Consider the following 25925-nt stretch of genomic DNA (forward strand, 5'->3'; position numbering starts at 1 on the left):
TGCTGCCGCAGAGAAAGAAGAGGTGGGTTACGCCCTGCGGGTCGCGCTTTGCGCGCCCACAGTGCTAGCCCATCCTACGGCATGTCAGCCCGCGTTCGGCTTCAGCCCCGCGGCTTGAATGCCCGCGACCGCGCAGGCCTCGTCATTGTCGGAGGTATCGCCGGAGACACCCACCGCGCCGAGCAGCGTCGCGCCGTCCATGATCAGGACGCCGCCGGGGACCGGCACCAGCGCGCCCTTGGCGATGGTGTTCACGGCGTCGATGAAAAAGGCTTGCTCCTGGGCGCGCTGGAACAGCGCCCGCGAGCCCATGCCCATGGCGAGCGCGCCATAGGCCTTTCCGTGGGCGATCTCGCCGCGCATCAGGCTGGTGCCGTCCTGCGCCGCGGCGAGCTTGAGCACGCCGCGCGCGTCGAGGATGGTGACGACCAGCGGCTTGAGCTTGAGTTCGCCGGCCTTCGCGAAGGCGGCGTCGAGGATCTTGCGGGCGGTGTCGAGGGTGAGGTCAGCCATGGCTGGTTTCCTTTACGATTGAGTTGGTTGAGGAATTGGATTCGGCATGATCAAGGCTCATCGCCAGCACGCGCGCGACGTGAAGCGCCTCGCGCTGGGTGCCGTCATGGATCTGGTGGCGGCAGGAGGTGCCGTCGGCAACGACGAGAGTCGTTAGGTCCGCGCGCCGCACGGCGGGCAGCAGCGACAGCTCGGCCATCTCGATCGAGGCATCATAAGTGTCCGCGCCATAGCCGAACGCGCCGGCCATGCCGCAGCAACTCGATTCGATGGTCTCGACCGCAAGGCCCGGGACGAGCCGCAGCACCTGCTCGACCGGCTTGAAGGCGCCGAAGGATTTTTGATGGCAATGGCCGTGCACGACGGCCTTCTCAGCGACGGTGCCGAGCGGCAGTTGCAGCCGGCCGGCCTCGGCCTCGCGCACCAGAAATTCCTCGAAGGTCAGCGCATGGGCGCCGACCGCCTTGGCGTCGTTGTCCTTGCGCAGCGAGGCGAGCTCGTCGCGCAGCGTCAACAGGCAGCTCGGCTCGAGGCCGACGATCGGTACGCCGCGCGCGGCAAAGGGCGCAAAGGCGGCGACCAGCCGATCGAGCTCGACCCTGGCTTCATCGACGAGGCCGGCGGACAGGAAGGTGCGGCCGCAGCAGAGCGGGCGGCTGCCGCTCAGCGCCTTCGGCAGATGCACGCGATAACCGCCGGCCGTGAGCACGCGCAGGGCGGCATCGAGGTTCTCGCGCTCATAGATGCGGTTGAAGGTGTCGGCGAACAGCACGACCTCACGGCCATCGACGGGCCCGACCACGTCAGCCGCCGGCGCAAACACGTCGCTGCGGAAGGCGGGCAGGGCGCGGTGCGCGCTGATGCCGGCAAAGCGTTCGAATAGCTTTCGGAGCAGCGGGCTGCGGTTGCGCAAATTGGCCAGCGGCGCCAGCCGCGATGCGAGGCCGGCATAGCGCGGGAGATAACCGACCAGGCGGTCGCGCAATGTCAGGCCGTGCGAGGCGGCGCGCGCGGCCAGCACCTCGATCTTCATCTTGGCCATGTCGACGCCGGTCGGGCATTCGTGGCGGCAGGCCTTGCAGGAGACGCAGAGTTTTAGCGTTTCCATCATCTCGTCGGACGACAGCGCGCCGGGGCCGAGCTGGCCCGAGATCGCAAGGCGCAGCGTGTTGGCGCGGCCGCGGGTGACGTCCTTCTCGTTGCGCGTGGCGCGATAGGACGGGCACATCACGCCGCCCTCGAGCTTGCGGCAGGCGCCGTTGTTGTTGCACATCTCGACCGCGCCCTGGAAGCCGCCGCCGGCGCCGGGATAAGCCGACCAGTCGAGCTTCGTCTTCAGCTCGCCGACGCGATAATCGGGCTTGAAGCGGAACAGCGAGCGGTCGTCCATCTTCGGTGCGTCGACGATCTTTCCGGGATTGAGCACGCCATCGGGATCGAAGCGCTGCTTCACCTCCCTGAAGTCGGCGACCAGACGCTCGCCGAACATCGTCTCGTGGAATTCGGAGCGCAGCAGGCCGTCGCCATGCTCGCCGGAATGCGAGCCCTTGTACTCGCGCACCAGCGCGAAGGCCTCTTCGGCGATCGCGCGCATCGCCTTGACGTCCTTTTCCAACTTCAAATTCAGCACCGGGCGCACATGCAGGCAGCCTTCGGAGGCGTGCGCATACATCGTGCCGCTGGTGCCATGTTTGGCAAACACCTCGTTCAGCCGTGCGGTGTAGTCGGCGAGGTGCGGCAGCGGCACCGCGCAATCCTCGACGAAGGAGACCGGCTTGCCCTCCTGCTTCATCGACATCATGACGTTGAGGCCGGCGGCGCGGAAATCGGCGATGCCGCTCTGCAATGCAGGGTCGGTGATCTCGACCACGCCGCCCCATTTGCGTTTGTCGTTGGTCCAGCCGAAACCGAGATCGCCCATGAGCTCACCGAGCTGTTTGAGACGGAGGACGTTGTCCGCCTGGTCTTCTTCGGCGAATTCGACCACCAGCACGGCGTCCGGATCGCCCTTGATCGCGGCGGAGATAATGGGACGGAACATCGCGATGTCGCGGCCGAGCGCGAGCATGGTGCGGTCGACCAGCTCGACCGCGATTGGCTTCAGCTTGACGAGATGCTGGGCCGCATCCATCGCCTCGTAGAAGCTGCCGAAATGGCAGACGCCGAGCGCCTTGTTGCGGATCACCGGCCACAGCTTCAGCTCGACCTTGGTGGTGAAGGCGAGGGTGCCTTCCGAGCCGACCAGCAGATGCGCCATGTTGTTGCGCGCATTGCGCGGCACCAGCGCATCGAGATTGTAGCCGCCGACGCGGCGCTGCACTTTGGGAAACCGCGCGGCGATCTCGTCGGCCTCGCGCGTGCCGAGATCGAGCATGTCGCGGAACAGGGCGCGTGCGCTGTTGCCGGCGTCGAGATCGGAGAGATCGCGCGAGACCTCGCCGTAACGGCTCAGTGTGCCGTCGGCGAGGGCGGCCTCCATCGACAGCGTGTTGTCGCGCATGGTGCCGTAGCGGAGTGAGCGCCCACCGCAGGAATTGTTGCCGGCCATGCCGCCGATGGTGGCGCGCGAGGCCGTGGAGACGTCGACCGGGAACCACAGGCCATGCTTCCTGAGCTGGCGGTTGAGATCGTCGAGCACGATGCCGGGCTCGACCACGCAGGTGCGGCCCTCAACCTCGAGCGAGAGGATGCGATTCAGGTGTTTCGACAGATCGACCACGATCCCGTCATTGACGGTCTGGCCGCATTGCGAGGTGCCGCCGCCCCGCGGGGTGACCTTGCGCCCCTCGTCGCGGGCGATCGCCAGCGCCAGCAAGGCCTCGTCCATGGTCTTGGGCACGACCACGCCGGCCGGCACGATCTGGTAGAACGAGGCGTCGGTGGCGTAGCGGCCACGGCTGAAGCGGTCGAACAGGACATCGCCGGTGATTTCCCGGGCCAGGCGTGCCGCCAGGCTGCCCTTTTGAGCCGATTCCGGTGATTTTCCAGCCACTTCCGCCGCCATGGTCCGCTTTCGCCTGTTCGCCGGCACCGTCTTGCCTCCCGTCACGGCCCTTGGCAAGCGAGCCCTGCTTCTTGTGCATTGACGGACCTCGCCGGGCGAGGGACAAGCCCGGCGAATAGTGATATGCGAGCGGCTCGCGGGAGCCCCGAATTCGGGCCCCCGACGCTCACGTCGAGACAAGCCTCAAAGACCGGGAAGGACGCCGATGACCGTGCACACTGGAAGGCATTTCTTACAGATTCCAGGACCGACCAACGTGCCCGACCGGGTGCTGCGGGCGATGGACATGCCGACGCTGGACCATCGCGGTCCGGAGTTCGCCGAGCTCGGTTTTGCGGTTCTCGCCTCGATGCAGCGGGTGTTCCGCACCAAGCAGCCCGTGATCATCTTCCCCTCGTCCGGCACCGGCGCCTGGGAAGCGGCGATGGTCAATGTGTTCGCGCCCGGCGACAAGCTCCTGATGTGCGAGACCGGCCAGTTCGCCGTGCTGTGGCGCGGCATCGCCGACAAGTTCAAGCTCGACGTCGACTTCATCCCGAGCGACTGGCGCCACGGCGCCGACCTCGCCGAGATCGAGAAGCGCCTCGTCGCCGACAAGCAGCACGCGATCAAGGCGGTCTGCGTCGTGCACAACGAGACCTCGACCGGTTGCGTGACGCCGCCCTTGGAGGTGCGCAAGCTGCTCGACCGCGTCAAGCATCCGGCGCTGCTGATGGTCGATACCATCTCCGGTCTCGGCTCGATGGAATATGAGCACGACGCCTGGGGCATCGACGTCTCGGTCGCCGGCTCCCAGAAAGGCCTGATGCTGCCGCCCGGACTCGGCTTCAACGCCGTCTCGGAGAAGGCGCTGGCCGTGGCCAAGGCCAACCCCGGCATGCGCTCCTACTGGGACTGGCAGGAAGTCATCAACTTCAACAAGCTCGGCACCTTCCCCTATACCCCCGCCACCAACCTGCTCTACGGTCTGCGCGAAGCGGTCAAGATGCTGGAGGAGGAGGGGCTGGAGAACGTCTGGACCCGCCACAAGCGCCACAGCGCGGCGACGCGTGCGGCGATCAAGGTCTGGGGCCTGGAGACGCAGTGCGCCGACCCGGCTGCGCACTCGCCGGCGCTGACCGGCGTGCGCGTGCCTGATGGCCACGACACCGACGCCTTCCGCAAGGTTGTGCTGGAGAACTTCGACATGTCACTCGGCACCGGCCTGAACAAGGTCAAGGGCAAGGTGTTCCGCATCGGCCATATTGGCCACTTCAACGATCTGATGCTGATGGGCACGCTCGCCGGCGTCGAGATGGGCCTGGATCTCGCCAAGATTCCGCACCGGAGCGGCGGCGTCCTGGCGGCCATGGACGTCCTGAAGGGACGCGACGTGGTGCCGATGACCAAGGCTCAGGTGGCTTAAAGGCTCGGGTGGCCTGGCGACTCAACTGGCCTGAACCGACCTAGAGAAGAAGAGAGCGCGCGATGAACGCACCGACGACTGCCAACGAGGACCTGCTCTACTCCGTCCAGGACGGCATCGCGCGGATCACCTTCAACCGCCCGCAGGCGCGCAACGCAATGACCTTCGCCATGTATGATCGCATGGCGGAGATCTGCCAGGAGATCAACGCCGACCGTTCGATCAAGGCGCTGATCCTGACCGGCGCCGGCGACAAGGCGTTTGCCTCCGGCACCGACATTTCCCAATTCCGTGCGTTCAAGACCGCGCAGGACGCGCTCGACTACGAGGCCCGCATCGACCGCGTGCTCGGCACGCTCGAGCAGTGCCGCGTGCCCGTGATCGCGGCCATCGCCGGCGCCTGCACCGGCGGCGGCGCCGGCATCGCGGCCTGCTGCGACCTGCGCATCGGCACCGAGACGACGCGCATGGGCTTTCCGATCGCGCGCACGCTCGGCAACTGCCTGTCGATGTCGAACATCAGCCGCGTCGTCGCGCTGGTCGGACCGGCCCGCACCAAGGATCTGATCTTCAAGGCGCGGCTCGTCGAGGCGCCGGAGGCGCTGGCGCTTGGCCTCCTCAACGAGGTCGTGCCCGACGTCGAGACGCTGCAGCGCCGCGCCGATGAGACCGCAAAGCTGGTCGCCAGCCACGCACCGCTCACGCTGGAAGCGACCAAGGAAGCGGTGCGCCGCATCCGCCGCACGCTGTCGCGCGAAGAGGGCGAGGACCTGATCCTGAAAGCCTATATGAGCGAAGATTTTCGCGAGGGCATGGACGCCTTCCTCAACAAGCGCACGCCGAACTGGAAGGGCAAGTAGCCCGCGTCCTTGGCCGGCTGCGCCATATTAGGGCGTGTACTCATAAAGGCGCAGACGTCGGCTTTGAGATCTAAGCAGAAATTTTCTGCTCAATCAGAGCGTCGCCGGTTTTGACCCATTGCGGAAATTCCGTCGTTCGGTGTATGCGGTGTCCCTGAGGGACTGGATTGTTCTCACTAACTTTGAGTAATCGGCCCAAAACGCTCAGCCAGAGCGCCCGATCTTGGCGTCAGGAACGCCCCCTCGATCTTGGCATGTTGACTTTCAAATACTGAAGGGATGTTAGGACAATCTGTCGGTTCTGCTTCGTGGCGGCGCAGCTACGACCTCGATCGTTGCTGACACGGTCCGTATCAGCTCAGATTGCCTTTGAACTCGGCAGAGATGCTCGGCGGAATGGTGCGCATATAGACGACGATCCCTTTTCATCCTACTCAGCTCCTCATGACCTAAGGCGGCGGGGCTGGGAAGAGAATAGCGCGCTCGCAGTCCCGAGAGGAGTGAGGGCGACTGAACGTCGTCTATTGGCCCGGAGACGATCCAAGCTCCGGCCGCTCTTAGGTCTGCTGTCGGTAGTGGACCGGTCACGAGGCCGCCCTCGCCGAGCGGCAGGTCGTTCGCAATCTGTTACTACGACAACGTAGTTATGTAGTCGCAATGTAGGACTGTTGGTCTTGCAGCGTCATCAAAGAGCACTGTAACGCCGCCGGTGCGTTGGCTGAATTCGACAACCGTGCCAGTTTTGTGAGCCAAATCCGGGCATCGAAGCGCTCCAAGCTCACTTATTTTGAAATGGGTGCCGACGGCAAACCTGCGTGCCTCATGAACAATCATTTTACCATCCGAATTAAAGAAAAGGACGATTTAAAGGAATCATTATAGCGCAAGCTGGAAATTTCGCAACCTAAGGTATGTATCAGTTGGTGGGCGTTGCAGCTTGGTCCAGCGACGGAGTGATGGGGGTCATGCCGATAAACAAGATGCCGGATTTTCCCTCGTATTTTGGCTATTGGCTTCTTTGGCTGGTTGCGGGTTTCGTCGTTTGGCTCTTTAGCATAGCGCTGTTCTGGTCCGGACACTGGATCATTGGCGTTATGGCCATTCTCGCGACCATCGCTGTCTATTTCCGTCACGGGATGGCAATCGCAAAGCAGCGGGAACGATGGCTGCGCTTTTCGTACGGCCCCCGCTATCGCCGGTATTCTCTCCGAGAGCGTTTCGGCACGGGTTCTCCGTTTCGACCTCACAACGAGAGCTAATTCGGCGCAACTCAACCTTCCGCCTCTGGCCGACAGGAGACCTCTCACGCGTGCCGGGCGTAAGACCCCGGGACATCAACGGAATGCTGATGGGACACTTCGGCGTAGGCCAGTGAAAGCTCAATCAACGGACACCATCTACGTGATCCTGCTGATCACGACCCTTGTTCTGGGATTCGTCGCAACCGTCTTATGGGGGCCAGATTTCGAGTGGCTTGGGCGCGATGTTGAGGCGGCTTACATCTTCAAGCTGGTCGGCATCGGGCTGGTCGTGTTCTTCTTAATCGCGATCACCTTCAGCCTCATCTGAGATCGATCTTACAAACCCGGACGGCGCGGCGCCTTAGAGAGCGACGACACTCAGCGTAGCTATCTCGTCCGTGTTCGACGTCGCGCTGCGGTTTAGCTACGAAAAAGCGGATTGCTCACCTCCGGGCCGAGCGTAGCCAGTGCATGCGAAACGTCGGTTTATGGCCCGAAGGCGAGCTTCGAACGGCGTCCTCAGTTGTCGGCTCGTTGGGGTAGAGCGGAACCACCCGGCCGATCCTCCAAACGGCGCTAATGACCCGAAGCAGACTATCCCCGAGCCTCATCGATCTTTTGCCGAAGCTTACGCGCCCACCTTGGAGGCTCGGTACCAAAGAGGCTCGCATTTACTATTCCGCAAAGCGCGCCTAAGCCGAAACCGCCGAGACCAAGCCCTACCAGTAGCCCGAGCGCAAGGAACACGTACAAATCGCCGGACGACAAAGAAAGGAGCATCACTAATGTCGGCATATTGGAGCCTATAGCGAGCCACCAAGCCAATGTCGGTTTTTTGCGAGCAAGCAATAAAGTCAGCGGCCATCCCGCGACGAAGCCAATGACGGTGCAGATCAAGACGTACTTCATAGCCCGACCCTCGCTCAGGCGAGTTTAACAAAGATGAATATCATTGGTTGTAGTATGCCCAAATGTGCCTTGTGGCCCATCGCTTCCGTACGGGGCATTTCGGGGACCGGGGTCGGAGCTATAGCGGAATCGCCACGCCGCTGGTCAGAACGGCGCCGTTGACCCAAAGCCGACTTGAGGCGCCCGGTTTTTATTGGCCCGTCGTCACTGCGGTAACGAGCCCAATCAAAGTCAGGAGAATGGTGAGGGGATCACCGCAAGCACGCCGTCGATGAAGGCTCGGCATTCTGCATGAGTCTTAAAGGTCCCCTTGTACTTCCCAAATAAGAAAACGGTTCGACCCTGTCCCTTTCCGAAAAAGTATTGGCCGACGGGCCGTCCGAGCTCGTCTTGGAGCTCAACGCTGCCAAGGGTTTGCACGGTCTTAAGGTCTATCTCGGGAAGGTTAATCTTCACGTCAGTCTCTGGCTCGCTAACGTGGTTCAGCTTCTTTGCGAGATGGGGGAGGCGACATTGGCAGTCACTAAGTCGCAACATTCATGGAAACGGTCGAACAGGGAAAGTCCAATTCGCTCTACAAACCGTGTGCGACCCCGCGTCCGCATGCCGCAGTTTCCGCCTCTGCCCTTAGCCGGACCACGCTTACCACGGCGCAGCCGCGCTCTCTCCGGCTGCGCTTGTGAAGAATAGAGCACTTGTCCGACTTCATTCCAAAGCTGACTCAAGCCCTTGAGTTTTTTCTCAAAATTCTGAACTTCGGACCGCGACTAAACCCGGCTTCCCGGTGGGAAATATGGTCGATTGATGCGAGCGGGAGGCGGGTTGCGCGACCCGAAAGTTCGCCTTTAGGAACCGCTTAAATGATCTCTGCTGTGGCGTACAGGTGACATGCTTAGTGCGACTCCTCGGCTATGTTGCATCATCAAATTGCTCGCATTCCATGTCTAAAAATTGGGGAAGATAATGAAAAAGCTCGCCATCGCCGCCGCCGCTCTTGTCCTCGGTACCGCCGGCGCGTCAGCGGCCGATCTGGCCGCCCGGCCTTACACGAAGGCGCCGGCGCCTGTCGCCGCCGTTTACAACTGGACCGGCTTCTACATCGGTGCGCAGGCCGGTTACGCCTGGGGTGATAACAGCACCCGTGAGTTCGTCACCGCAACGGGCGCCCCCACTGGCTTCGTCCAAGGCTTCAACGCTGATGGCTTCGTTGGCGGTGGTCACATTGGCTACAACTGGCAGTTTGGCCAATTCGTCTTCGGTCTCGAGGGCGACATAGAGGGCGCCGACGTCAAGGGCGGTTATCGCCTGGCAAACACCAACGGCACGGACTTCCGGATCGACGCTCAGGCCTCTATCCGTGGTCGCCTCGGTGTAGCTTTCAACAATTCGCTGCTTTACGTGACCGGTGGTGCGGCCTGGGCAGATATGGACCACACCTACGTGCTCGCGAACGCGCTGTTCGAGACCGTCTCCACCACCCGCACCGGCTGGACAGTCGGCGCAGGCTGGGAATACGGCTTCACGCCCAACTGGTCGGCCCGTGTTGAGTACCGCTATACCGATTTCGGCACCTTCCGGAACAACTCCACCGTCTCTTTCCCCGGCTTCTCCTACGAGCACGATCCGGTGTTCCACACCGTGCGTGCGGGTGTCAGCTATCGCTTCGGCGGCCCGGTGGTCGCGAAGTACTGATCTGCCCAACCCGATCAAAATCAGCAGCTCAAAGCCCCGGCGTCGTCCGGGGCTTTTTGTTGTCGGATAGTGAGCAGCTCCTGCGAGCGCTAGCATTCCGCTTCAGGGTCTTCAGCGACAAGCCTTCAGATATTCTCGGTGGATCATCAGCGACGAGTGGCGGCTTCAATGAGCGGCGCGATAGGATTGGAGCGAGCGGAGCAGCGGCGAGGTCAGCCTGAGGATGTCCGATCACCCGAGTAGACGGGAAGTGAACGGCGGCGTGCCATAGCGACGCTTCTGACCCATATGCGGCGCCGCCGAACCCGTTTTAGATCGCACTATGTAGGGCTTCCGCAGTCGCAGAAGCGGTTTCTCGAAGAACTCGCATGACAGCCCCGCCAGGGGTGCGACGGCCGCGAAAAGCACGGTCCCAGCTGGGAGCGCCCACCAAAAGTTGGCGTCTTGGCCACCACGGTCTTCGATGAGGGAGGCCGCCAGAGCTCTTATGTGATCGAGGCGAGAAAAGTATAAGCCACTGCAGAATTTTATGAAATCACGAACTATGCTCGGTCTAAATCGACCAGATAAGCTAACTAACTACTCAAAATTTCCGCAACGCCAGGCGTTCCTGCTTCTTGACCGCTGGTGGTCGCCTGTTGCGAGTCTTTGAGGAGCCGCAGCGCCGCAGCCGTGACGAGACCCGTGGCGAGCAGGTACACGGGAGATATGTCCCAGCCGGGTCCTTCGAAGACCAGATAGGAGAACAATCCCGCGGCCGACACGATGAAGCCGACCCAGGCTAGCTTCGGTAGGCGAAATCGACGTTCGCTCCGCCAAAGATCAAGCACGAGGTAGTACGCGAGAAGGCTGTTGCAGAGTGCCGCCGGCAGCACCCCCAGGACGATTCCGGTTTCAAACGCGAGATAGGATAACACGCCGTCGAGCTGAGCAATCACCGCGAAGGGCAAATAGCGCGGATTGAGGCAGGCCAGCGCGATCGACGCAAGCTCGAACGCGTAGAAGTACCGCTCGTGCATCTTCGGGAGCAAATACGGCATGAGCATAAGCGATACACATGCGGCCAGTAGAATAAACTCCGGACCCGCCCGTTGAGAGCGCGCGATGAAGATCGATAAGGCGAGCCCGCTCGCCGCCGCGAGCACCATGCCGACGGCGACCCCGATCGCGTACGGCATTCCTCCAGCCAACACCCAGATGTTCGCTGCGTTCATGGTGAGGCGATTGAATGTGTGAGCTTGGTCCAAATAGACCGCAAACACGGAGACTAACGATCTGCCGGCGACGAGAACCGGTATCGCGAGAACCACGTAGATCCCGGGAACGGTAGCTAGCCACGCCAGGTGGATCCGGCGGCGCAACATCATGCCGAGCACGAAGGGTCCCAGGAACACGCCCTGAGCCTTCACAGAAAACGCCATCGCAAATGGCGCAACGCCATTTCGGTCCCGCATGAAAAGCGCCACGGAAACCAGGGTGAAGAAGGTCCAGATCGAATCGGCCTGCCCCCACAATGCGCCATTGAAGATCACCGTAGGTGCAAGCCAAACCGCGCAGAAGGCCACGCACGCGCGCAACGGTACCTTTGTCGCTCGCCAGACCATCTGGGCGACGACGAGCGCGCAGCCCAGCTCGAATACTCCCGAGATCGCTTTCACGAGGGACAGTGGCTGTCCCAGCCAATCAAAATGGGCGGCGATCAGCAGGAGATAGCTATAAACCGGGGTGTAGTTGGTGAAAGGTTCGGCCAGTGCAGCATTACCGTGATCTCGAGCAAAGGCATACCACGGGATCAGGAACTGAATGGCGTCGTCGGTGGCGTGCTCCCGGGCGAAGTAACGGAGCCCAAGGCCTGCAAACCCGGCCCCCATCACTAGGCCGATCGCAAGCGGCGAGTACGTTTGCAACGTCTCGTTAGGCCTGATGCAGAGGCCGGGATCGGCCGACGTGCCAATAGTCTCTTTTTTCACGCGATCGCTTTTGCTTTTGAAGTCTTTGGAGGGCGTTGCGACTTCGTTTTGCTTTCAACCTAAAGGAGTAATCATTTCCAGTTTCATAAGGAGCGGTTCTGCCATGGGCAATTTCTCTCAGAAGGATTGTTTGGTTAGCAAAGCTTTGGTGGAAACTGATGATCGTTTAAGTTGGCCGGAAGCAGGGACGCGGTTCGCATTGGGCCGCCTTCATGGTTCTCACGCCCCCGCGTACGGCCGTGGAAGATGCGTTGATGCAAGTCGCCGGTGAGCATCAGTTGCGCGTCCTCGTGTGGATTGAAGGCCGCGCCGGTCGCAAGGGCCTTCGCCTGATCTCAGGGGCTACCGGTGAGCCGCCGCGTATGTCTGCTTATCCCCAGCCAAGCCAGATATTTGACAAGGACATGGAAGCACGACGGCCGCAATAAATCAGTTTTCGCATTCTATGTTCAACAGTGGCCAGATACGCCAGCCTGCAAATAGCCCCCACGCTCCGTGGCGGCCCCAGCATCGGGCCGGGGGGGGCATGATGCTGGGGCCCCCGGACAGGCATTGCCTCATGGGACTGAGGCCTTCACCGAATCCAAAGCACGACGCCAACCGTGCCGTTGTTGCCGAATATTCCCGAATGTGTGTCAAAATTCACATAGGTCTGCTGACAAGCAGAAAGGCCGCAAAGGTCGGACATGAACGGCCCCTGCGGCCGATACCGCGTCGTTCCGCACGATCGGCGGGGCGGCTGAACCTAAGCATATCGCGCGCCAGCCTCGCCACGATCTTAGTCCGTCATTAGCGAGAACCTGTCAGTGTTGCTCTTGGGACGGGGCCGTGGGGGACAAACCTGCTGACGCTACTCGAAGATCGCCAGCAACTGCCAATAGTCCGGCCCGCTCAATATCATCGGAAGCCTCGGCCGTAAGCTCTAAGCAAAATCGTTCGAGACGATGAAACTCCTTGAGATCTCGGTTCATCGCCAATCCGCACCCCCGCTGCCAACTTAAATGGACGTTGAGGTCTCATGGTGAAAAAGTCTCTAACTTGTTATGCCGGTGCCATAAAGAACCCCGCCAGCATGATCGTCTGCGCTAGTCCTGGACTGCCTCAATGATCCTCTTTCGATGACCTGGCAGGCGTGAGATGAACCGTGAGATTCGAAACTCGAACACTAAAATTGCGATCGCAGTGCCGATTGCAATGCAGGTGGCGATCACGATGGCTGTAGTCCTCTTAGTCGGAACACGGGGATGGGACGACGGCGCGATCACACTCGCTTACTCGAAGACCTTCGCTGCGACCGGCCGCATCGCACTGACGCCGCTTTCGGAACAGGTGGAGGGGTTTTCCACTATCGCGTGGTTCCTAATTAATTCGTTCGTCGCCCTGTTCCAGCCGAGCTTTGCTACTGCCATCGCCGTTGCTCAGGGCATGACGGGGCTCTTCTTCTGCCTTACGATCCTTCAGATCTGGTTGCTAACCAAGGATCTTAAACTCGATAAGTTCGCCTCAGCCCTGTTGCTCTCGACTTACGCTGCTCTCGGAATGTCTTTGAGCGAAATCGCGAACGGAATGGAAATGCCGCTCTTGTGTTTCACGGGAGTTGGAGTCGTACGGAATTTATATTTTCGCTCAAATCTGTTGCGGGCCGCAGCCTTCGGGAGTGTGTTCCTCCTTACTCGTTTTGAGGCAATGGTCTACTACGCATTCATCCTTGCACCGCTTTTATACGAGCGCCGGACCAAAGACTTCGTGATCCTGGCGCTTACGGGCACGGCAGTGCTGGGTGGGACCGAGGCCCTGCGGCTCTGGCTTTTCTCGGATTGGGTTCCTAACACCATCTACGCCAAAATGCAGCCTCCCTACCACGAAGACAACCTAAGGGAGTTAGTCAAAAAGGCCTCTGCGGCATTCGAAGTCGTAAGGGCGATGCCACTGTTGTTCTCGTCTATGGCTATCATAGTGTATCTGCACTTTGCTTGCTTTTTAGACGCGTTTAATCAGCGAACGGAGCTATTCACCAAGTCGTTATATCTCTTTGCCCCCATGTTCGGAGTAATTGCATTCAACTCTGCAATAGGGACTAATTGGGGTTACGTGGGGCGAATGCAAACGCTCGCTTTCCCGTTTGCACTTCTTCTATTCGGGTTTTGGTCTAAGAAACTCGAGTTGTTTCGCAGTGAACTGCAGCGCTCATATGTTTTGATTGCCGCAATAGTAACGGTTGTAGTCAGCTGGTGGTCGAGCGCCAAGCCGCCGCTCTCGCAAGCTTATCTGACTATCAGATCACAGGCACTGTCTGCTCCATTCGGTGTAACGCCCGCATCCTACCGGCTCACCGGACTTGCCGTGGATCGGATCCGGGAATTGACAGGCAGGGCGAGTATTAGCTTTCTGACGCCAGACGTAGGTGGTGTCGGCCTTTGTTGCTCACGCGTGAGGATCGTGGATTTAGGCCTTCTCGCGAACCGAATCCTTGCCCATCAAGGGTACGGCGCACTAGACGACGTCATATCTACCGAGCGCCCCGAGCTAATCGAGGCCCATGAGCAGTGGGCAGAGATTCCAATGCTCTACAAGCTAGCGTCGTTTACTCGGTCATATGAACCCCTCATCATTGACAACACACGAATGTATATTCGTCGCGACGTAGCTAACGAACTGTTGGTGAGCGGCTTTGCTGTAACTTGCAGCCTAGAGGATAAGGACTGCCGGTCGCGGGCGCTAATTGAGCACCGGTATGCGCTTTATTCAGCTAAGGATGACGACTTCGAGTTCCTGAAGAGTGGTTATTTTGTCGATGTCACTTCGCGTTGAAGGAGGCATTTTCGGCAGAGCCGATTGCGCGGCGGCGTCGGATTCAGCATTGGTCCCCCCGCCGCTGCTGTATTGGAAACCAAAAGTGGCACTACCGTTTGATCAAGCCGCTTTTGCCAAACAAGGCGCGGGCGTTAGGGTAATCCTCGATGCCTCCGGCTGGTGGCAGGCGGGAGAGTAGTGCGGCGCAATCAAGCCACTTTCTGCTGATCGTCGATAGGCTCGGCCACCAATTTAACGCCGAGCGCGTTCATTGCCTTGGAGGCGGTTGGCTATCTTGCCGTCCCAACAAAGTGTCCGTCCGCCTCGCCGTCCTTAGTAAATCTTGGACAGACGCAAAAGCCTCCCGGTGAGCTGCGGGTTGGACACATGACCTTTGGCGCTCCCGACGGCAGTTCGGAAGCATTCACGAGGCATTGCGATTTAGGTTTTGGATCCTGCGACGCACCCTTAGCGAACACGGCTGTACCAGCGCCGGCCAGCATTAAAACAATAAGGACGCCTTGAAGGAAGCTCATGCGTGGTCCTTATAGCGGTGGCAAGCAATTGAGCGGTTCTTCAACAGGATCGAGCAACATCATCGGATAGCGACGCGCTACGGCAAATTTACCGCCAACTGCCTCGCTCTTCCAGTTCGCTAATCAGGCTATGGCTCGGCGCTAAACTAAATAAGTCCTATCTAGATTGATGCCGCGGAACCTGTGGGGGAGCTTTAGCTTCATTCCTCGCGCCGATAAGTATTCCGCCGCGTCTGTGTCTCGCGAATTTCTTGGTAACTCGTCGCTTCATCTATGAGACGCATCGTGCATGAGCGTGCGAGCTGCTTAGCGATAATTTGGGCGCGGTTGGCGATGTCGTGCTGAGTGGCTTTCAGGACTCCGGCATGTTGTGCGCGCACAAAGACATCGCAGACCTTTGGGAGGAAGTTCGGCGCGTACCCGAACGCCTTAACGCCCTGCTTGGTGCGGAATTCGATCTGGTCGGCTATCGCGAAAAGGTCTTCGCCGATAAAAGGCTTGAGACTCTGCACTGTCAAAAAAGCAGGGAGATTGGGGCCGCTCCTGTAATAATGACGTCCTTTCGGCGGGCGAAGGCGGCCTAGGCCCACCATGAAGCCACTCTGAGTGATCACGCGCTGCCCGTTGTCGAGGACCGCAACCTCGATCTCGATGGTTCCGAATTGAAGGACGCCTTCATGCGTCGCTTGCGGCAAGTGTCTCGCCCAGCGGGCTTTAGCGGCCTTCCGAGCTATTTCCCTGCGCTCGTCACGTGATAGGGCGGCTGCCCTTGCAGCGCCGCCAGCGGCTCGGGCGGGAACTCCCCACTGGACTTTCCACCGCGTTCTCCGCCGCGCGTGGTCGAGGTCTAAACTTACTTTTCTACGCGTATTCATACTTCAGCAATATGGTCAGATCAGAAAATTGCAAGCGCAGCGTGGCAGCAAAATGGGCTCGTGAAGCGTAGCAATTACGCGGCGAGCAACTCCGGATCATTTAGTATGGCCTTGACACGTTCTGGTGACGAGCACTGCCAGACTGCTGTACAAAATGCCCTCAGGATCATGTCCCTGCACCGAATTTGTGGAACCGGCGGAAACGTTGACGCGAGAGCTTGGGCGACACTTAGTGCCTGGTAGATATTTCGTTCCTGGTAGAGCTTCGGGCCAAAGACGCCTCCCAGCAATCCGCCCCAAAAGTTATGCTTGTGCGAACGCACCAAGACGCCCTTCTTGCCCACCGAGATCCAGCAGGCGTCTCCGCTCTCCAGTATGATGGTCGCATCGTGGCCAAATTTTTCGTTGATGTAGAGCAGGCGCGGCATCACACGTCACTCTTAGCTTTCTTACTTTTAGCTTTTTTGCATTTTCGGAAATTACACTTAATCGAAGGGGCCCATTCGTTATAACTTTAGGCCCTGATCAGAGCCACTGATTGCTTGCTCCGAGTCTATGAGCCCCGCGGATCGCTTGTAGCTCAGGAGGGCGAGGCTTGTCTCATTTCAGATCTCATTCCAAAGTCATAACGGGGATGGCGTCGGATGGCTTGAATTCGGGCGAATTCGCCAGCACAATGCTCCTGAATTCATCTCTGAATTTCCAATCCGAACAAGAACATAGGGAAGACGCCCGTGGGACATGGAATGAAGGCCGCGATTGCGCTGACAGTCGCGCTGTGCGGCACTCCGGCTGTTGCCGGCTGGGAGCCGGCAAAGCCGGTCGAGATCGTGGTGGCGGCGGGTGCGGGCGGCGCCTCCGACCAGATGGCGCGGATGATGCAGGCCGCGATCCAGAAGAACAATCTGATGAAGCAGCCGATCGTCGTCTCGCTCAAGGGCGGCGCCTCGGGTGCCGAAGCGCTGATGTACATGAAGTCCAGCGAGGGCGATCCGAACAAGGTGCTGATCGCCTATTCGCTGATCTACATGCTGCCGCTGTCGGCCAAGATCCCCTTCAATTGGCGTGAGCTGACCCCGGTTTCGGTGGTCGCGCTCGACCAGTTCGTGCTCTGGGACAACAGCGCGGGCCCCAAGACGGTGAAGGAGTTCGTCGCGGCCGCGAAGGCGGCGAGCGCGCCGTTCAAGATGGGCGGCACCGGCTCCAAGCGCGAGGACCATGTGCTGACCGTCTTCCTCGAGCAGAAGACCGGCGCAAAATTCTCCTATCTGCCCTACAAGTCCGGCGGCGAGGCCGCGACCCAGCTGGTCGGCAACCACACCGAGGCCAACGTCAACAATCCATCGGAAAATCTCGAAGTCTGGCGCGCTGGCCAGGTGCGTCCGCTCTGCGTGTTCGACAAGGAGCGCATCTCCTACACCAGCAAGGTGACGGACACCCAGTCCTGGGCCGACATCCCCACCTGCAAGGAGGAGGGCGTCGACGTCCAGTACCTGATGCTGCGCGCGATGTTCCTGCCCGGCAAGGTGACGGCCGAGCAGCAGGCGTTCTATGTCGAGCTGTTCCACAAGGTGACGCAGACCGCCGAGTACAAGGACTACATGGAGAAGCAGGCGCTGAAGCCGATCTTCCTCACCGGCAAGGATATGGTGCAGTTCCTCGAGGAGGACGATGCCATCAACAAGTCGCTGATGACCGAAGCCGGATTCGTCGCGAAGTAGCTGTCTTCTTCACCTCGCCCCGCTTGCAGGCAGAGGTCGGATTACATCGAAGATGCAATCCGGGTGAGGGGGACTCTCCGCGAGTCCATCTTTCACCGTCCTCGTGGAGACTCCCCCTCACCCCGACCCTCTCCCCGCAAGCGGGGCGAGGGGATTGGCCACAGCGTTTGTTGTTCGCTCATGTCCCAAACCGATCTTGAAATCGTCGTCGACGATCCGACCGCGCCTGAAGGTGACTCGCCCTCCGTCGTCTCGTCCGGCACGATCGAGATATTCGTCTGCCTCCTGCTGCTCGCGCTGGCCGTCACGCTCGGCTACGACAATTGGCGCACCGGCGCGTCCTGGGATTCGACCGGGCCCGAACCCGGCTATTTTCCGTTCTATCTCTCGGTCATCCTCGGCGGCGGCAGCCTCTACGGCCTGATCGTGGCGCTGCTGGCGCGGCGTGCGGCGTCCGGAACCTTCGTCACGCGCGCACAGGCCCGCCGCGTCATGGCGGTGTTCGTGCCGACGCTGCTGTTCTGCCTCGTGATGCAGTTCCTCGGCCTCTATGTCGCGAGCTTCCTGCTGATCTCCGGCTTCATGCGCCTCGTCGGCAAGATCGCGCTGTGGAAGTCGCTGCTCACCGCTCTTGTGTTCACGGCGATCATGTTCGTCACATTCGATGTCGCCTTCGACGTCATCATGCCGAAAGGGCCGCTCGAAGCGGCCTTCGGCCGCTAGGCGGTCCCAAGATGGAAGCTTTTGGTCTCCTGCTTCACGGCTTTGCCGTCCTGCTGACGTGGAAGACGCTCGTGCTGATGATGGTCGGGCTGGTGCTCGGCATCTTCGTCGGCGTGCTGCCGGGCCTCGGCGGCCCCAACGGCGTTGCGATCCTGCTGCCGCTCACCTTCACCATGGATCCGACCTCGGCGATCGTGATGCTGTCCTGCATCTATTGGGGCGCGCTGTTCGGCGGCGCGATCACCTCGATCCTGTTCAACATCCCCGGCGAAGCCTGGTCGGTCGCGACCACCTTCGACGGCTATCCGATGGCCCAGCAGGGCAGGGCGGCGGAGGCACTGACCGCGGCGTTCACCTCCTCCTTCATCGGCTCGCTGGTCGCGGTGCTGCTGATCACGTTCCTCGCGCCGATGATCTCGTCCTTTGCGCTGAAGTTCGGGCCGCCCGAGTTCTTCGCGGTGTATCTGCTGACCTTCTGCTCGTTCGTCGGATTGGGGCGCGAGGCCAAGCACAAGACGGTCATCTCGATGTCGCTGGGACTGCTGCTCGCCGGCATCGGCATGGATACCGTGTCGGGCAATCTCCGCATGACGTTCGGCTCGCCGGAGCTGCTCCGCGGCATCAACTTCCTGGTCGCGGTGATCGGACTGTTCGGGATCAGCGAGATCCTGCTGACGATGGAGGAGCGGCTGGCGCTGCGCGGCCACGCCGCAAGCATCTCGCTCCGCGTCGTGCTTGGCGTCTGGAAGGACCTGCCGAAATACTGGACCACGCTGCTGCGCTCCTCCTTCATCGGCTGCTGGCTCGGCATCACCCCGGGCGGCGCGATCGCGGCGTCCTTCATGGGCTACAACCTTGCCAAGCGCTTCGCCAAGGATCCCGAAAGTTTCGGCAAGGGCCGCATCGAGGGCGTGTTCGCGCCGGAGACGGCGGCACATGCGTCAGGCACCTCGGCGCTGCTGCCGATGCTGGCGCTCGGCATTCCCGGCTCGGGCACCGCGGCGATCCTGCTCGGCGGCCTGATGGTGTGGGGGCTCAATCCGGGCCCGCTGCTGTTCGTCGAGCACAAGGACTTCGTCTGGGGCCTGATCGCCTCGATGTATCTCGGCAATGTCGTCGGCCTGGTGCTGGTGCTGACGACCGTGCCGATCTTCGCCTCGATCCTGCGCGTGCCGTTTGCCGCGGTGGCGCCGATGATCGTGGTGTCCTGCGCGATCGGCGCCTACGCGATCCAGAACGCGATGTTCGACATCTGGCTGATGCTCGGCTTCGGCATCGTCGGCTACGTCTTCAAGAAGATCGGCATTCCGCTGGCGCCGTTCACCCTCGCGCTCGTGCTCGGCAATCGCGCCGAGGACGCCTTTCGTCTGTCGATGATTGGCTCCGGCGGCGACCTCAAGGTGTTCTGGTCGAACGGCCTGGTCGGCTCGATCACGACGCTGGCGATCGTCCTGCTGTTCTGGCCGGTGATCGACGGCATGCTTTCCCGCGTCGGATGGACGCAACGGACCAGGGCGACATCGCGACAGGCATAAATCGATTGGATTCAACTACATAAAGGGAGGCCATGTCGTTGTGGTCCGGAGCGCCACATCCTGCGATTGTTTCTGGATGTTGCCGGCATGGCACAGCCTTTGGGCAGGCGGTGACGTATGTTTTGATCACAAAATTGTGCGGAGGGGGTTCTCCATGAAGCGGATCGTGATTGGAATGGCAGCGGCGATGTCGCTGTTCGCGACGGGCGCGTTGGCTGCCGATATCGCAGCAAGACCCTATGTGAAGGCGCCTATCGTCGATCCGGTGTGGAGCTGGACCGGCTGGTACGTCGGCGCCAATGGCGGCTACAGCTGGGGCCGTTCGCGCACCGACGTATCCTATTTTAACACGCCGACTGGCACACCGATCGCGCCTCCGGCCGGCTCCATCACCAGTGGGGCGTTCGACATGAACGGCGGTATCGCGGGCGGCCAAGCGGGCTACAATTGGCAAAATGCCAACTGGGTCTATGGCATCGAGGGCGACCTCCAGTGGTCGGGCGAGAAGGGCAGCGCCGGCTTCAGCTGCGTCGGTACTGCCGTCGCGCCGGTCGCCGGCCCCTGTCTTCCCGGCCTGACGTTCTTGCCGCCCGGCGGTCTGGCTGGCACGACCTTGACGGTCGACCAGAAGCTCCAGTGGTTCGGCACGGTCCGGGGCCGCGTTGGTATCCTGGCGACCCCGAAGGTGCTGTTCTACGGCACTGGCGGTCTGGCCTTCGGCGAAATCAAGACCACAGGCACGATGACGAGCTTCAGCGGCATTGCGCCCTTTGGCGCGCCGATTACATCGGTCGGTTCCAACTCAACCACGCGCGTCGGCTGGACCGCCGGCGTTGGCGTCGAGGGCAAGATCACCCGGAACTGGAGTGCCAAGCTCGAATATCTCTACATGGATCTCGGGCGCTTCTCGTCCGGTCCGTTCACGCTGTCGCCCGCCTTGCCGATCAGCGCCAATGTCTCGTCGCACTTCACCGACCACATCCTGCGCGCCGGCATCAACTACCAGTTCGACAGCCCGGTCGTCGCCAGGTACTAAGATCAACAGAGGCGTCCAACAAGAAGCAAAGCCCGGCTCGCGCCGGGCTTTGTCGTTTGGCGACGGCAGGCGAGGGGCTCACACCACCTTGGCGTCCCTAAGTTTGCTGATCTCGTCCGCGCCGAGAATTCCTTCGAGACCTCGTCGGTCTGCTCGGCGAATTCCGGCGCCTCGCTGTAAGGCCAGGGGCCTTAGTCGGGACAATTTCCGGTACCGCCGACGCGTGACAACCTCGACCGGGCTTTCACCGCATGGCACAGATTCTGTCGAGAGGAAACTCAGTGTCCATGACTGGCCACGAGTGCCGCCGAGCTTTTGCAGACAAGCCGCTTCTCGGTTGGCATATCTCGCCAGCTATCGCATGGGCAAACGCGAGCTTTGTGTTACGAGGAGGCTGAAGGAACTTCGTCGAAAGCAAAGCTTCCTGATCGCTTTTGGTGTAAACTGGCACGTACGGCGTGTGCCACCGCGCGATGATCTCGCCGCAATTGTTACATCGAAAGAGCCCCGTCTCCGACGTGGCAGAGGCTCTTATGGAGCGTAGGTAAACGGACTGACACACCGGGCAGACCGTATGCGAAATATTTCGACTAGGTGCCCCCATCACTTTCTCTCCGGAGCTCGCGCTTGGTCTCGCCACTGGCAGTCTACAAAACCGAGGTGCAACCGCAAGTCCGTCATTGCATTCGGACTTCATGCGAAAGTTGTCATCGGTTGCTATCCCGCTAATGGGACCGGAACCAAAGCAGAAAACTCACGAGCATCGATTCGCGCCCGGCGGATCAGGCCGCGTACGAATGGAGCCCATTTCATCCGCGGTCGGCTTCGGGTGAGTCGACGCCGAAGATGGCTAATACATTCATGGGTTGGTGCGGTCCGCGGCTGCGTCTACATTTCGGGAGGCCACAACATTACAAACAAGTCAATTTCTGATGTATTGGTTATGTTCATTCCTCCGTTACCAGCCAAAGGGAAATCAAATGGCCTCTAGATTGTTGCAGCGTTGGCGAGCCCGACGCTTACCTTTGTTTTGTCCGCGATGTCTCGAGATAGCCTCCAAGAGTTCATTCACGCGAGGGCGATGGTTACTCCAAGGCGAAGAATTATCTTGTGAACGCTGCGGGAAGTGCGCCGACATCGCAGGCTGGCGGCTCGCGGCCGATTACGTGCTGCGGCCTTCAGAAAGATTCTCAAATCCGTTCCCGGACGTATTTCGATGATTGAGAGGCAGTTTGGCAAACCAACACTGACTGTTCTGGACGACTGCTGACGGAATTCTGCAATCGCCTTGCCAATGTCGTTCAACAAAATCGCGACAGATCGTTCTCTGTGAAGAGGCTGGCTAATCTACACCACTCTGTAACGTCTAAGTTCCACGATCTCGTCCGCACTGAGGCCGAACTCCTTCAGCACCTCGTCAGTCTGCTCGCCGAATTCCGGCGGGCGCGCCACCATCTTGCTCGGCGTGCATGACAGCGTCACGGGCTCGCCGATCAGGCGAATGTGGCGGTCCTCGTCGTTCGGCACGTCCTGGGCGTTGCCGAGATGCTTGACCTGCGCGTCCTCGAACATCTGGTCGATCGCGTAGATCGGGCCGCAGGGCACGCCGGCCTGGTTGAGCCCGCGGACCCAGGTCTCGGTCGACTTCGCTTCTCGATCGCGGCGTTGAGCGCGTCGCGGTTCTTGGAGCGGGCAGGGGCCGTCGCGTAGTCGGGATTGGCACAGAGCTTCGGTGCGCCGATCGCCTGGGCGCAGCGCTCCCAGATCCGCCCGTCCGTCTTGGCGATGTTGATGTAGCCGTCCGAGGTCCTGAACACGCAGGTCGGAATGCTGGTCGGATGGTTGTTGCCGGCCTGCTTGGCGACCTCCTTCTCCATCAGCCAGCGCGCGGCCTGGAAGTCGAGCATGAAGATCTGGGCCTGGAGCAGCGAGGTCTGCACCCACTGGCCCTTGCCCCAGGACCTCGCGCTCCAGCAGCGCGTTAGGATGCCGATGGCGCAGAACGGTCCAGCCGTCCGGTCGGCGACGGGAATGCCGAGCCGCAAATTGTTTGGCTACGATGTTGGGCGGGATCTTACCGGGCTTGTCACGAACCTGATTGGAATGATGCTCTTACATCGCTAAGGAACCGTGCGGGACGACATGGCTCGTTCGGCTATCGCCACGTTTGGTTCGCGCTCGTGAATTGTTCGTTCGTCGATGACAACTTCGCTCCTGGGTATATCTCTGCGCGGCGGAGCTTGATTCGTCATGCTTGAAACCATTCTCTTGTTGCTGACACTCTGGGCTATCGCTCTCGTGCTGATCGCATTTTGGAGATTACACAGGCATATTTGATTGCGTGCTAATCGAGCCGCCACACGCACGCACATAAAGCTCAGCCTCAGACAGATCCACTCTCGTATCGGCAAACCCGAATTCTTTTACCACCTAGTCTGCTCCCGAGTTCAACAGCCGAGCCACCATTCTGCTCGGGGCTGCCGGATGACGCAACGGCGGGTCCGGCCATGGGATGTCGAGGCTGGAAGCAGCTTCCATCGGGTTGATGCGGTTCTCCTACTAGGTTCTGGTCGCTCGACGCCCTGTGCACGGTCATGCTAGTTTAAATCGATCAAGTCCTGGTGCTTGGGATGCAGGAAGCTCCATTCCGATCTAGCCGTTTGCTGCTGACCTCTGTGAGGATAGTGGGGGGCGCCGCTGCGGTTACGGCAGGTTTTCTTATTTCGTCCTGTGTGAGCTCTGGCGAAATCTCATCGAAATCAAGACTTACAACTGGTGCTCCTTGGGCCCGGGATTTGAACGAGCCGCCGCCTAGCCGACCGCCAGCACGGAGACCTGAGTAGACCTTGCAGGCAACAGCCAGGGCTTCACGTGTTGCCCGCTTATGCGGTAAGTTGGGGCGCCATCCAGGTGAGACCTATCAGAGGTGGGTCCCTCGGTCGCGCGGAGCCTGCCTCCCAGAGCACGCAGCATTGTGTTTGGCCTCAGATACCATGGGAAAGCCAGGCGTCTGCCGCTTGTGTGTCCAAGCTGTCTCGATCCGGCCTCAGAAGCGACTTTAGCACTGGGACAACGGCTACTAGGTGAAAAAAAGCTGCGTTGCGAAGTGTACGTTGCGGGATGGTGACTGGCGGCGGACTATCAGAGGCGACAGCTTCCCGTTGCTGGCTAGTAATTGAAGCCGTGGTACTCTGGTTGAACTCAATGAGGCAGCTTTTCGTCGGCATCATCCAACGGCGCCATGCCGTCAGCCCACCTCAAAGCTGTGCCTCAAAAGAGCGCTTCTAAAATCTCCTCCTGCCACCGGACGAATAAGCTGCGCGCGTTGCGCTGCGAACAGCGTCTCGCGTTTCGATACGCTTTTTTGGACCTGTAACTCAAAATCCAGCACTCTTAGATCACTCGGGCTTCTCTCAGGCTTGCGATCTCGTTGGCGTCAAATCCGAACTCGTTCAGGACCTCGTCGGTCTGCTCGCCGAATTCCGGCGGCCGCGCCATCATCCTGCTCGGGGTACGCGACAGCGTCACGGGCTGGCCGACCAGGCGGATGTGGCGGTCCTCGTCGTTCGGCACATCCTGGGCGATGCCGAGATGCTTGACCTGCGCGTCCTCGAACATCTGGTCGATCGCGTAGATCGGCCCGCAGGGCACGCCGGCCTCGTTGAGCTCGCTGACCCAGGTCTCGGTCGACTTCGTCACCGTGCGCTTCTCGATCTCGGCGTTGAGCGCGTTGCGATTCTTGGAGCGGGCAGGGGCCGTCGCATACTCGGGATGGGCATAGAGTTCCGTTGCGCCGATCGCCTGGGCGCAGCGCTCCCAGATCCGCCCGCCCGTGGTGGCGATGTTGATGTAGCCGTCCGAGGTCTTGAACACGCCCGTCGGAATGCTGGTCGGGTGGTTGTTGCCGGCCTGCTTGGCGACCTCCTTCTCCACCAGCCAGCGTGCGGCCTGGAAGTCGAGCATGAAGATCTGGGCCTGCAGCAGCGAGGTCTGCACCCACTGGCCCTTGCCCGAGACCTCGCGCTCGAGCAGCGCGGTGAGGATGCCCATGGCGCAGAACAGCCCGGCCGTCAGGTCGGCGACGGGGATGCCGACCCGCATCGGGCCTTGGCCCGGCGCCCCGGTGATCGACATCAGCCCGCCCATGCCTTGCGCGATCTGATCGAAGCCGGGCCGCTTGTGATAGGGGCCGTCCTGGCCGAAGCCGGAGATGCTGCCATAGACGATGCGCGGGTTGATCGAGGCGAGGCTTTCATAGTCGATGCCGAGCTTCTTCTTCACGTCGGGCCGGAAATTCTCGACCACGACGTCGGCCTTGGCGGCGAGGCGCCTGAACACGGCGAGCCCGCGCTCGTCCTTCAGGTTCAGCGTCATGGCCCGCTTGTCGCGGTGCAAATTCTGGAAGTCGGAACCGCGCCGCGGCCCGCCCGGCTGCTCGCCGCCGGCATCCTCGGTCAGCGCGTCGATCTTGACGACATTGGCGCCCCAGTCCGCCAGCTGCCGCACGCAGGTGGGCCCGGAGCGGACGCGGGTCAGATCGAGCACGGTGAAGCGCGACAGGGCTTCCGAGGCATGCGGAAAGGGCATCTTGAGAGGCTCCGGGACAGATTGCGGACCTACCATAGAGCCCAGAGATCACGCGAAAAGCCGGGCCGGCGCCGATGCCGCCTGCCGAAATGCGATGCCTGTCGCGGTGCCCGGAGATATCAACGCGACAGGCGCTGCAAGTCCGCGCGCGCCCGCTCGGCCAAGGGATCGTCACCATGGCGCGCAATGAAGAGCTCGAAGGCCTCCCGCGTTCCCTTCCGGCGTGCGACTTCGTATTCCTCTGCCACGGCCGCGGCAGGATCGCGCGCCATCGGCATGGAGGGCGCACGCCGTGCCCGGCCGCTATCGTCTGCTTTGGCCTTCTCCACCATCACAGGCACTCCTCCGAGATGTTGATGGGACAGTCCAGCAAGCGCGATGAAGGCGGCAAACAGGCTGGCCGGCAGTGTGCGTTGTTTCATTTGAACCCTGCAAGCATGGGCGTTCCCGTTCCGGGAACGAAACTCAAAAAGCCACCGAAAGACTACGGTACTTAATGCCTAACGGAGGAGCGCAAACGCTGCT

General features: G+C 60.8%; 17 protein-coding genes and 1 pseudogene. 9 read left to right on the forward strand and 9 right to left on the reverse strand.

Annotated features, from left to right (window positions below; translation table 11 throughout):
* Nucleotides 1-84 precede the first annotated feature (84 nt).
* Nucleotides 85-513, reverse strand: a complete 429-nt coding sequence (locus tag GGD65_RS11950) for a heme-binding protein (protein WP_018319272.1) — start codon at nt 511-513, stop codon at nt 85-87.
* The gene (locus tag GGD65_RS11955) at nt 506-3517 is read right to left on the reverse strand and encodes an FAD-binding and (Fe-S)-binding domain-containing protein (RefSeq protein WP_183235507.1); all 3012 of its coding nucleotides are present in this window, start codon (nt 3515-3517) and stop codon (nt 506-508) included. The genes GGD65_RS11950 and GGD65_RS11955 overlap by 8 nt, the downstream gene beginning before the upstream one ends.
* Nucleotides 3518-3722: 205 nt before the next feature.
* Between GGD65_RS11955 and GGD65_RS11960 the strand changes: the two genes are divergently transcribed.
* The 3 genes from GGD65_RS11960 to GGD65_RS11970 all read left to right on the forward strand — a co-directional run bounded on the left by GGD65_RS11960 (nt 3723) and on the right by GGD65_RS11970 (nt 7351).
* Nucleotides 3723-4922 carry an alanine--glyoxylate aminotransferase family protein gene (locus GGD65_RS11960; protein WP_183235376.1) on the forward strand — a complete coding sequence of 400 codons (1200 nt, stop codon included), beginning with the start codon at nt 3723-3725 and terminating at the stop codon, nt 4920-4922.
* 62 nt (nt 4923-4984) lie between these two features.
* Entirely contained in the window at nt 4985-5782 is a 798-nt protein-coding gene (locus GGD65_RS11965; RefSeq protein WP_018319275.1) for an enoyl-CoA hydratase/isomerase family protein, read from the forward strand.
* Between the two features lie 1401 nt (nt 5783-7183).
* Nucleotides 7184-7351: a hypothetical protein gene (locus GGD65_RS11970; RefSeq protein ID WP_157644308.1), complete on the forward strand. Its 168-nt coding sequence runs from the start codon at nt 7184-7186 to the stop codon at nt 7349-7351.
* Between the two features lie 266 nt (nt 7352-7617).
* Here GGD65_RS11970 and GGD65_RS11975 read toward each other — a convergent pair whose 3' ends face one another.
* Entirely contained in the window at nt 7618-7932 is a 315-nt protein-coding gene (locus GGD65_RS11975) for a hypothetical protein (RefSeq protein ID WP_183235377.1), read from the reverse strand.
* 963 nt (nt 7933-8895) lie between these two features.
* Here GGD65_RS11975 and GGD65_RS11980 point away from each other — a divergent pair.
* Nucleotides 8896-9624, forward strand: coding sequence for an outer membrane protein (locus tag GGD65_RS11980; RefSeq protein WP_179735593.1), 729 nt, complete (start codon nt 8896-8898; stop codon nt 9622-9624).
* A 575-nt stretch (nt 9625-10199) separates the two neighbouring features.
* Here the strand turns inward: GGD65_RS11980 and GGD65_RS11985 are convergent.
* Entirely contained in the window at nt 10200-11594 is a 1395-nt protein-coding gene (locus GGD65_RS11985) for a hypothetical protein (protein ID WP_183235378.1), read from the reverse strand.
* 1137 nt (nt 11595-12731) lie between these two features.
* On the opposite strand from GGD65_RS11985, the gene GGD65_RS11990 reads away from it, so the two are divergent.
* The gene (locus tag GGD65_RS11990; protein WP_183235379.1) at nt 12732-14405 is read left to right on the forward strand and encodes a hypothetical protein; all 1674 of its coding nucleotides are present in this window, start codon (nt 12732-12734) and stop codon (nt 14403-14405) included.
* 718 nt (nt 14406-15123) lie between these two features.
* Here GGD65_RS11990 and GGD65_RS11995 read toward each other — a convergent pair.
* Both GGD65_RS11995 and GGD65_RS12000 read right to left on the reverse strand, forming a co-directional pair.
* Nucleotides 15124-15618 carry a hypothetical protein gene (locus GGD65_RS11995; protein WP_183235380.1) on the reverse strand — a complete coding sequence of 165 codons (495 nt, stop codon included), beginning with the start codon at nt 15616-15618 and terminating at the stop codon, nt 15124-15126.
* Between the two features lie 254 nt (nt 15619-15872).
* The gene (locus tag GGD65_RS12000; protein ID WP_183235381.1) at nt 15873-16226 is read right to left on the reverse strand and encodes a hypothetical protein; all 354 of its coding nucleotides are present in this window, start codon (nt 16224-16226) and stop codon (nt 15873-15875) included.
* 318 nt (nt 16227-16544) lie between these two features.
* Between GGD65_RS12000 and GGD65_RS12005 the strand changes: the two genes are divergently transcribed.
* The 4 genes from GGD65_RS12005 to GGD65_RS12020 all read left to right on the forward strand — a co-directional run bounded on the left by GGD65_RS12005 (nt 16545) and on the right by GGD65_RS12020 (nt 20813).
* Nucleotides 16545-17519, forward strand: coding sequence for a tripartite tricarboxylate transporter substrate binding protein (locus GGD65_RS12005; protein WP_165637466.1), 975 nt, complete (start codon nt 16545-16547; stop codon nt 17517-17519).
* 180 nt (nt 17520-17699) lie between these two features.
* The gene (locus GGD65_RS12010) at nt 17700-18242 is read left to right on the forward strand and encodes a tripartite tricarboxylate transporter TctB family protein (RefSeq protein ID WP_183235382.1); all 543 of its coding nucleotides are present in this window, start codon (nt 17700-17702) and stop codon (nt 18240-18242) included.
* An 11-nt stretch (nt 18243-18253) separates the two neighbouring features.
* Nucleotides 18254-19777 (forward strand): tripartite tricarboxylate transporter permease, encoded by a 1524-nt coding sequence (locus tag GGD65_RS12015; protein ID WP_183235383.1) that lies wholly within the window; start codon nt 18254-18256, stop codon nt 19775-19777.
* Between the two features lie 154 nt (nt 19778-19931).
* On the forward strand, nt 19932-20813 hold the full coding sequence (locus GGD65_RS12020; RefSeq protein ID WP_104461356.1) for an outer membrane protein: 882 nt from the start codon (nt 19932-19934) through the stop codon (nt 20811-20813).
* A 1347-nt stretch (nt 20814-22160) separates the two neighbouring features.
* On the opposite strand, the pseudogene GGD65_RS12025 reads toward GGD65_RS12020, so the two are convergent.
* The 3 genes and pseudogenes from GGD65_RS12025 to GGD65_RS12035 all read right to left on the reverse strand — a co-directional run.
* Nucleotides 22161-22858, reverse strand: a pseudogene (locus GGD65_RS12025) (CoA transferase); the annotation flags it as partial.
* A 1348-nt stretch (nt 22859-24206) separates the two neighbouring features.
* On the reverse strand, nt 24207-25400 hold the full coding sequence (locus GGD65_RS12030; RefSeq protein ID WP_183235384.1) for a CaiB/BaiF CoA-transferase family protein: 1194 nt from the start codon (nt 25398-25400) through the stop codon (nt 24207-24209).
* Nucleotides 25401-25519: 119 nt separating this feature from the next.
* Nucleotides 25520-25822, reverse strand: coding sequence for a hypothetical protein (locus tag GGD65_RS12035; RefSeq protein WP_183235385.1), 303 nt, complete (start codon nt 25820-25822; stop codon nt 25520-25522).
* Nucleotides 25823-25925 lie beyond the last annotated feature (103 nt).

This window comes from Bradyrhizobium sp. CIR18 (assembly GCF_014198295.1).
Taxonomy (GTDB): Bacteria; Pseudomonadota; Alphaproteobacteria; order Rhizobiales; family Xanthobacteraceae; genus Bradyrhizobium.

Bases quoted from the DNA above. Each gene is read 5' to 3' on its own strand.
- GGD65_RS12015 (WP_183235383.1), top strand. From the start codon at position 18,254: ATGGAAGCTTTTGGTCTCCTGCTTCACGGCTTTGCCGTCCTGCTGACG.
- GGD65_RS11960 (WP_183235376.1), top strand. From the start codon at position 3,723: ATGACCGTGCACACTGGAAGGCATTTCTTACAGATTCCAGGACCGACC.
- GGD65_RS11980 (WP_179735593.1), top strand. From the start codon at position 8,896: ATGAAAAAGCTCGCCATCGCCGCCGCCGCTCTTGTCCTCGGTACCGCC.
- GGD65_RS12035 (WP_183235385.1), bottom strand. From the start codon at position 25,822: ATGAAACAACGCACACTGCCGGCCAGCCTGTTTGCCGCCTTCATCGCG.
- GGD65_RS12005 (WP_165637466.1), top strand. From the start codon at position 16,545: ATGAAGGCCGCGATTGCGCTGACAGTCGCGCTGTGCGGCACTCCGGCT.
- GGD65_RS11950 (WP_018319272.1), bottom strand. From the start codon at position 513: ATGGCTGACCTCACCCTCGACACCGCCCGCAAGATCCTCGACGCCGCC.
- GGD65_RS11975 (WP_183235377.1), bottom strand. From the start codon at position 7,932: ATGAAGTACGTCTTGATCTGCACCGTCATTGGCTTCGTCGCGGGATGG.
- GGD65_RS12030 (WP_183235384.1), bottom strand. From the start codon at position 25,400: ATGCCCTTTCCGCATGCCTCGGAAGCCCTGTCGCGCTTCACCGTGCTC.
- GGD65_RS12000 (WP_183235381.1), bottom strand. From the start codon at position 16,226: ATGCCGCGCCTGCTCTACATCAACGAAAAATTTGGCCACGATGCGACC.
- GGD65_RS11990 (WP_183235379.1), top strand. From the start codon at position 12,732: ATGAACCGTGAGATTCGAAACTCGAACACTAAAATTGCGATCGCAGTG.
- GGD65_RS11955 (WP_183235507.1), bottom strand. From the start codon at position 3,517: ATGGCGGCGGAAGTGGCTGGAAAATCACCGGAATCGGCTCAAAAGGGC.
- GGD65_RS12010 (WP_183235382.1), top strand. From the start codon at position 17,700: ATGTCCCAAACCGATCTTGAAATCGTCGTCGACGATCCGACCGCGCCT.
- GGD65_RS11965 (WP_018319275.1), top strand. From the start codon at position 4,985: ATGAACGCACCGACGACTGCCAACGAGGACCTGCTCTACTCCGTCCAG.
- GGD65_RS12020 (WP_104461356.1), top strand. From the start codon at position 19,932: ATGAAGCGGATCGTGATTGGAATGGCAGCGGCGATGTCGCTGTTCGCG.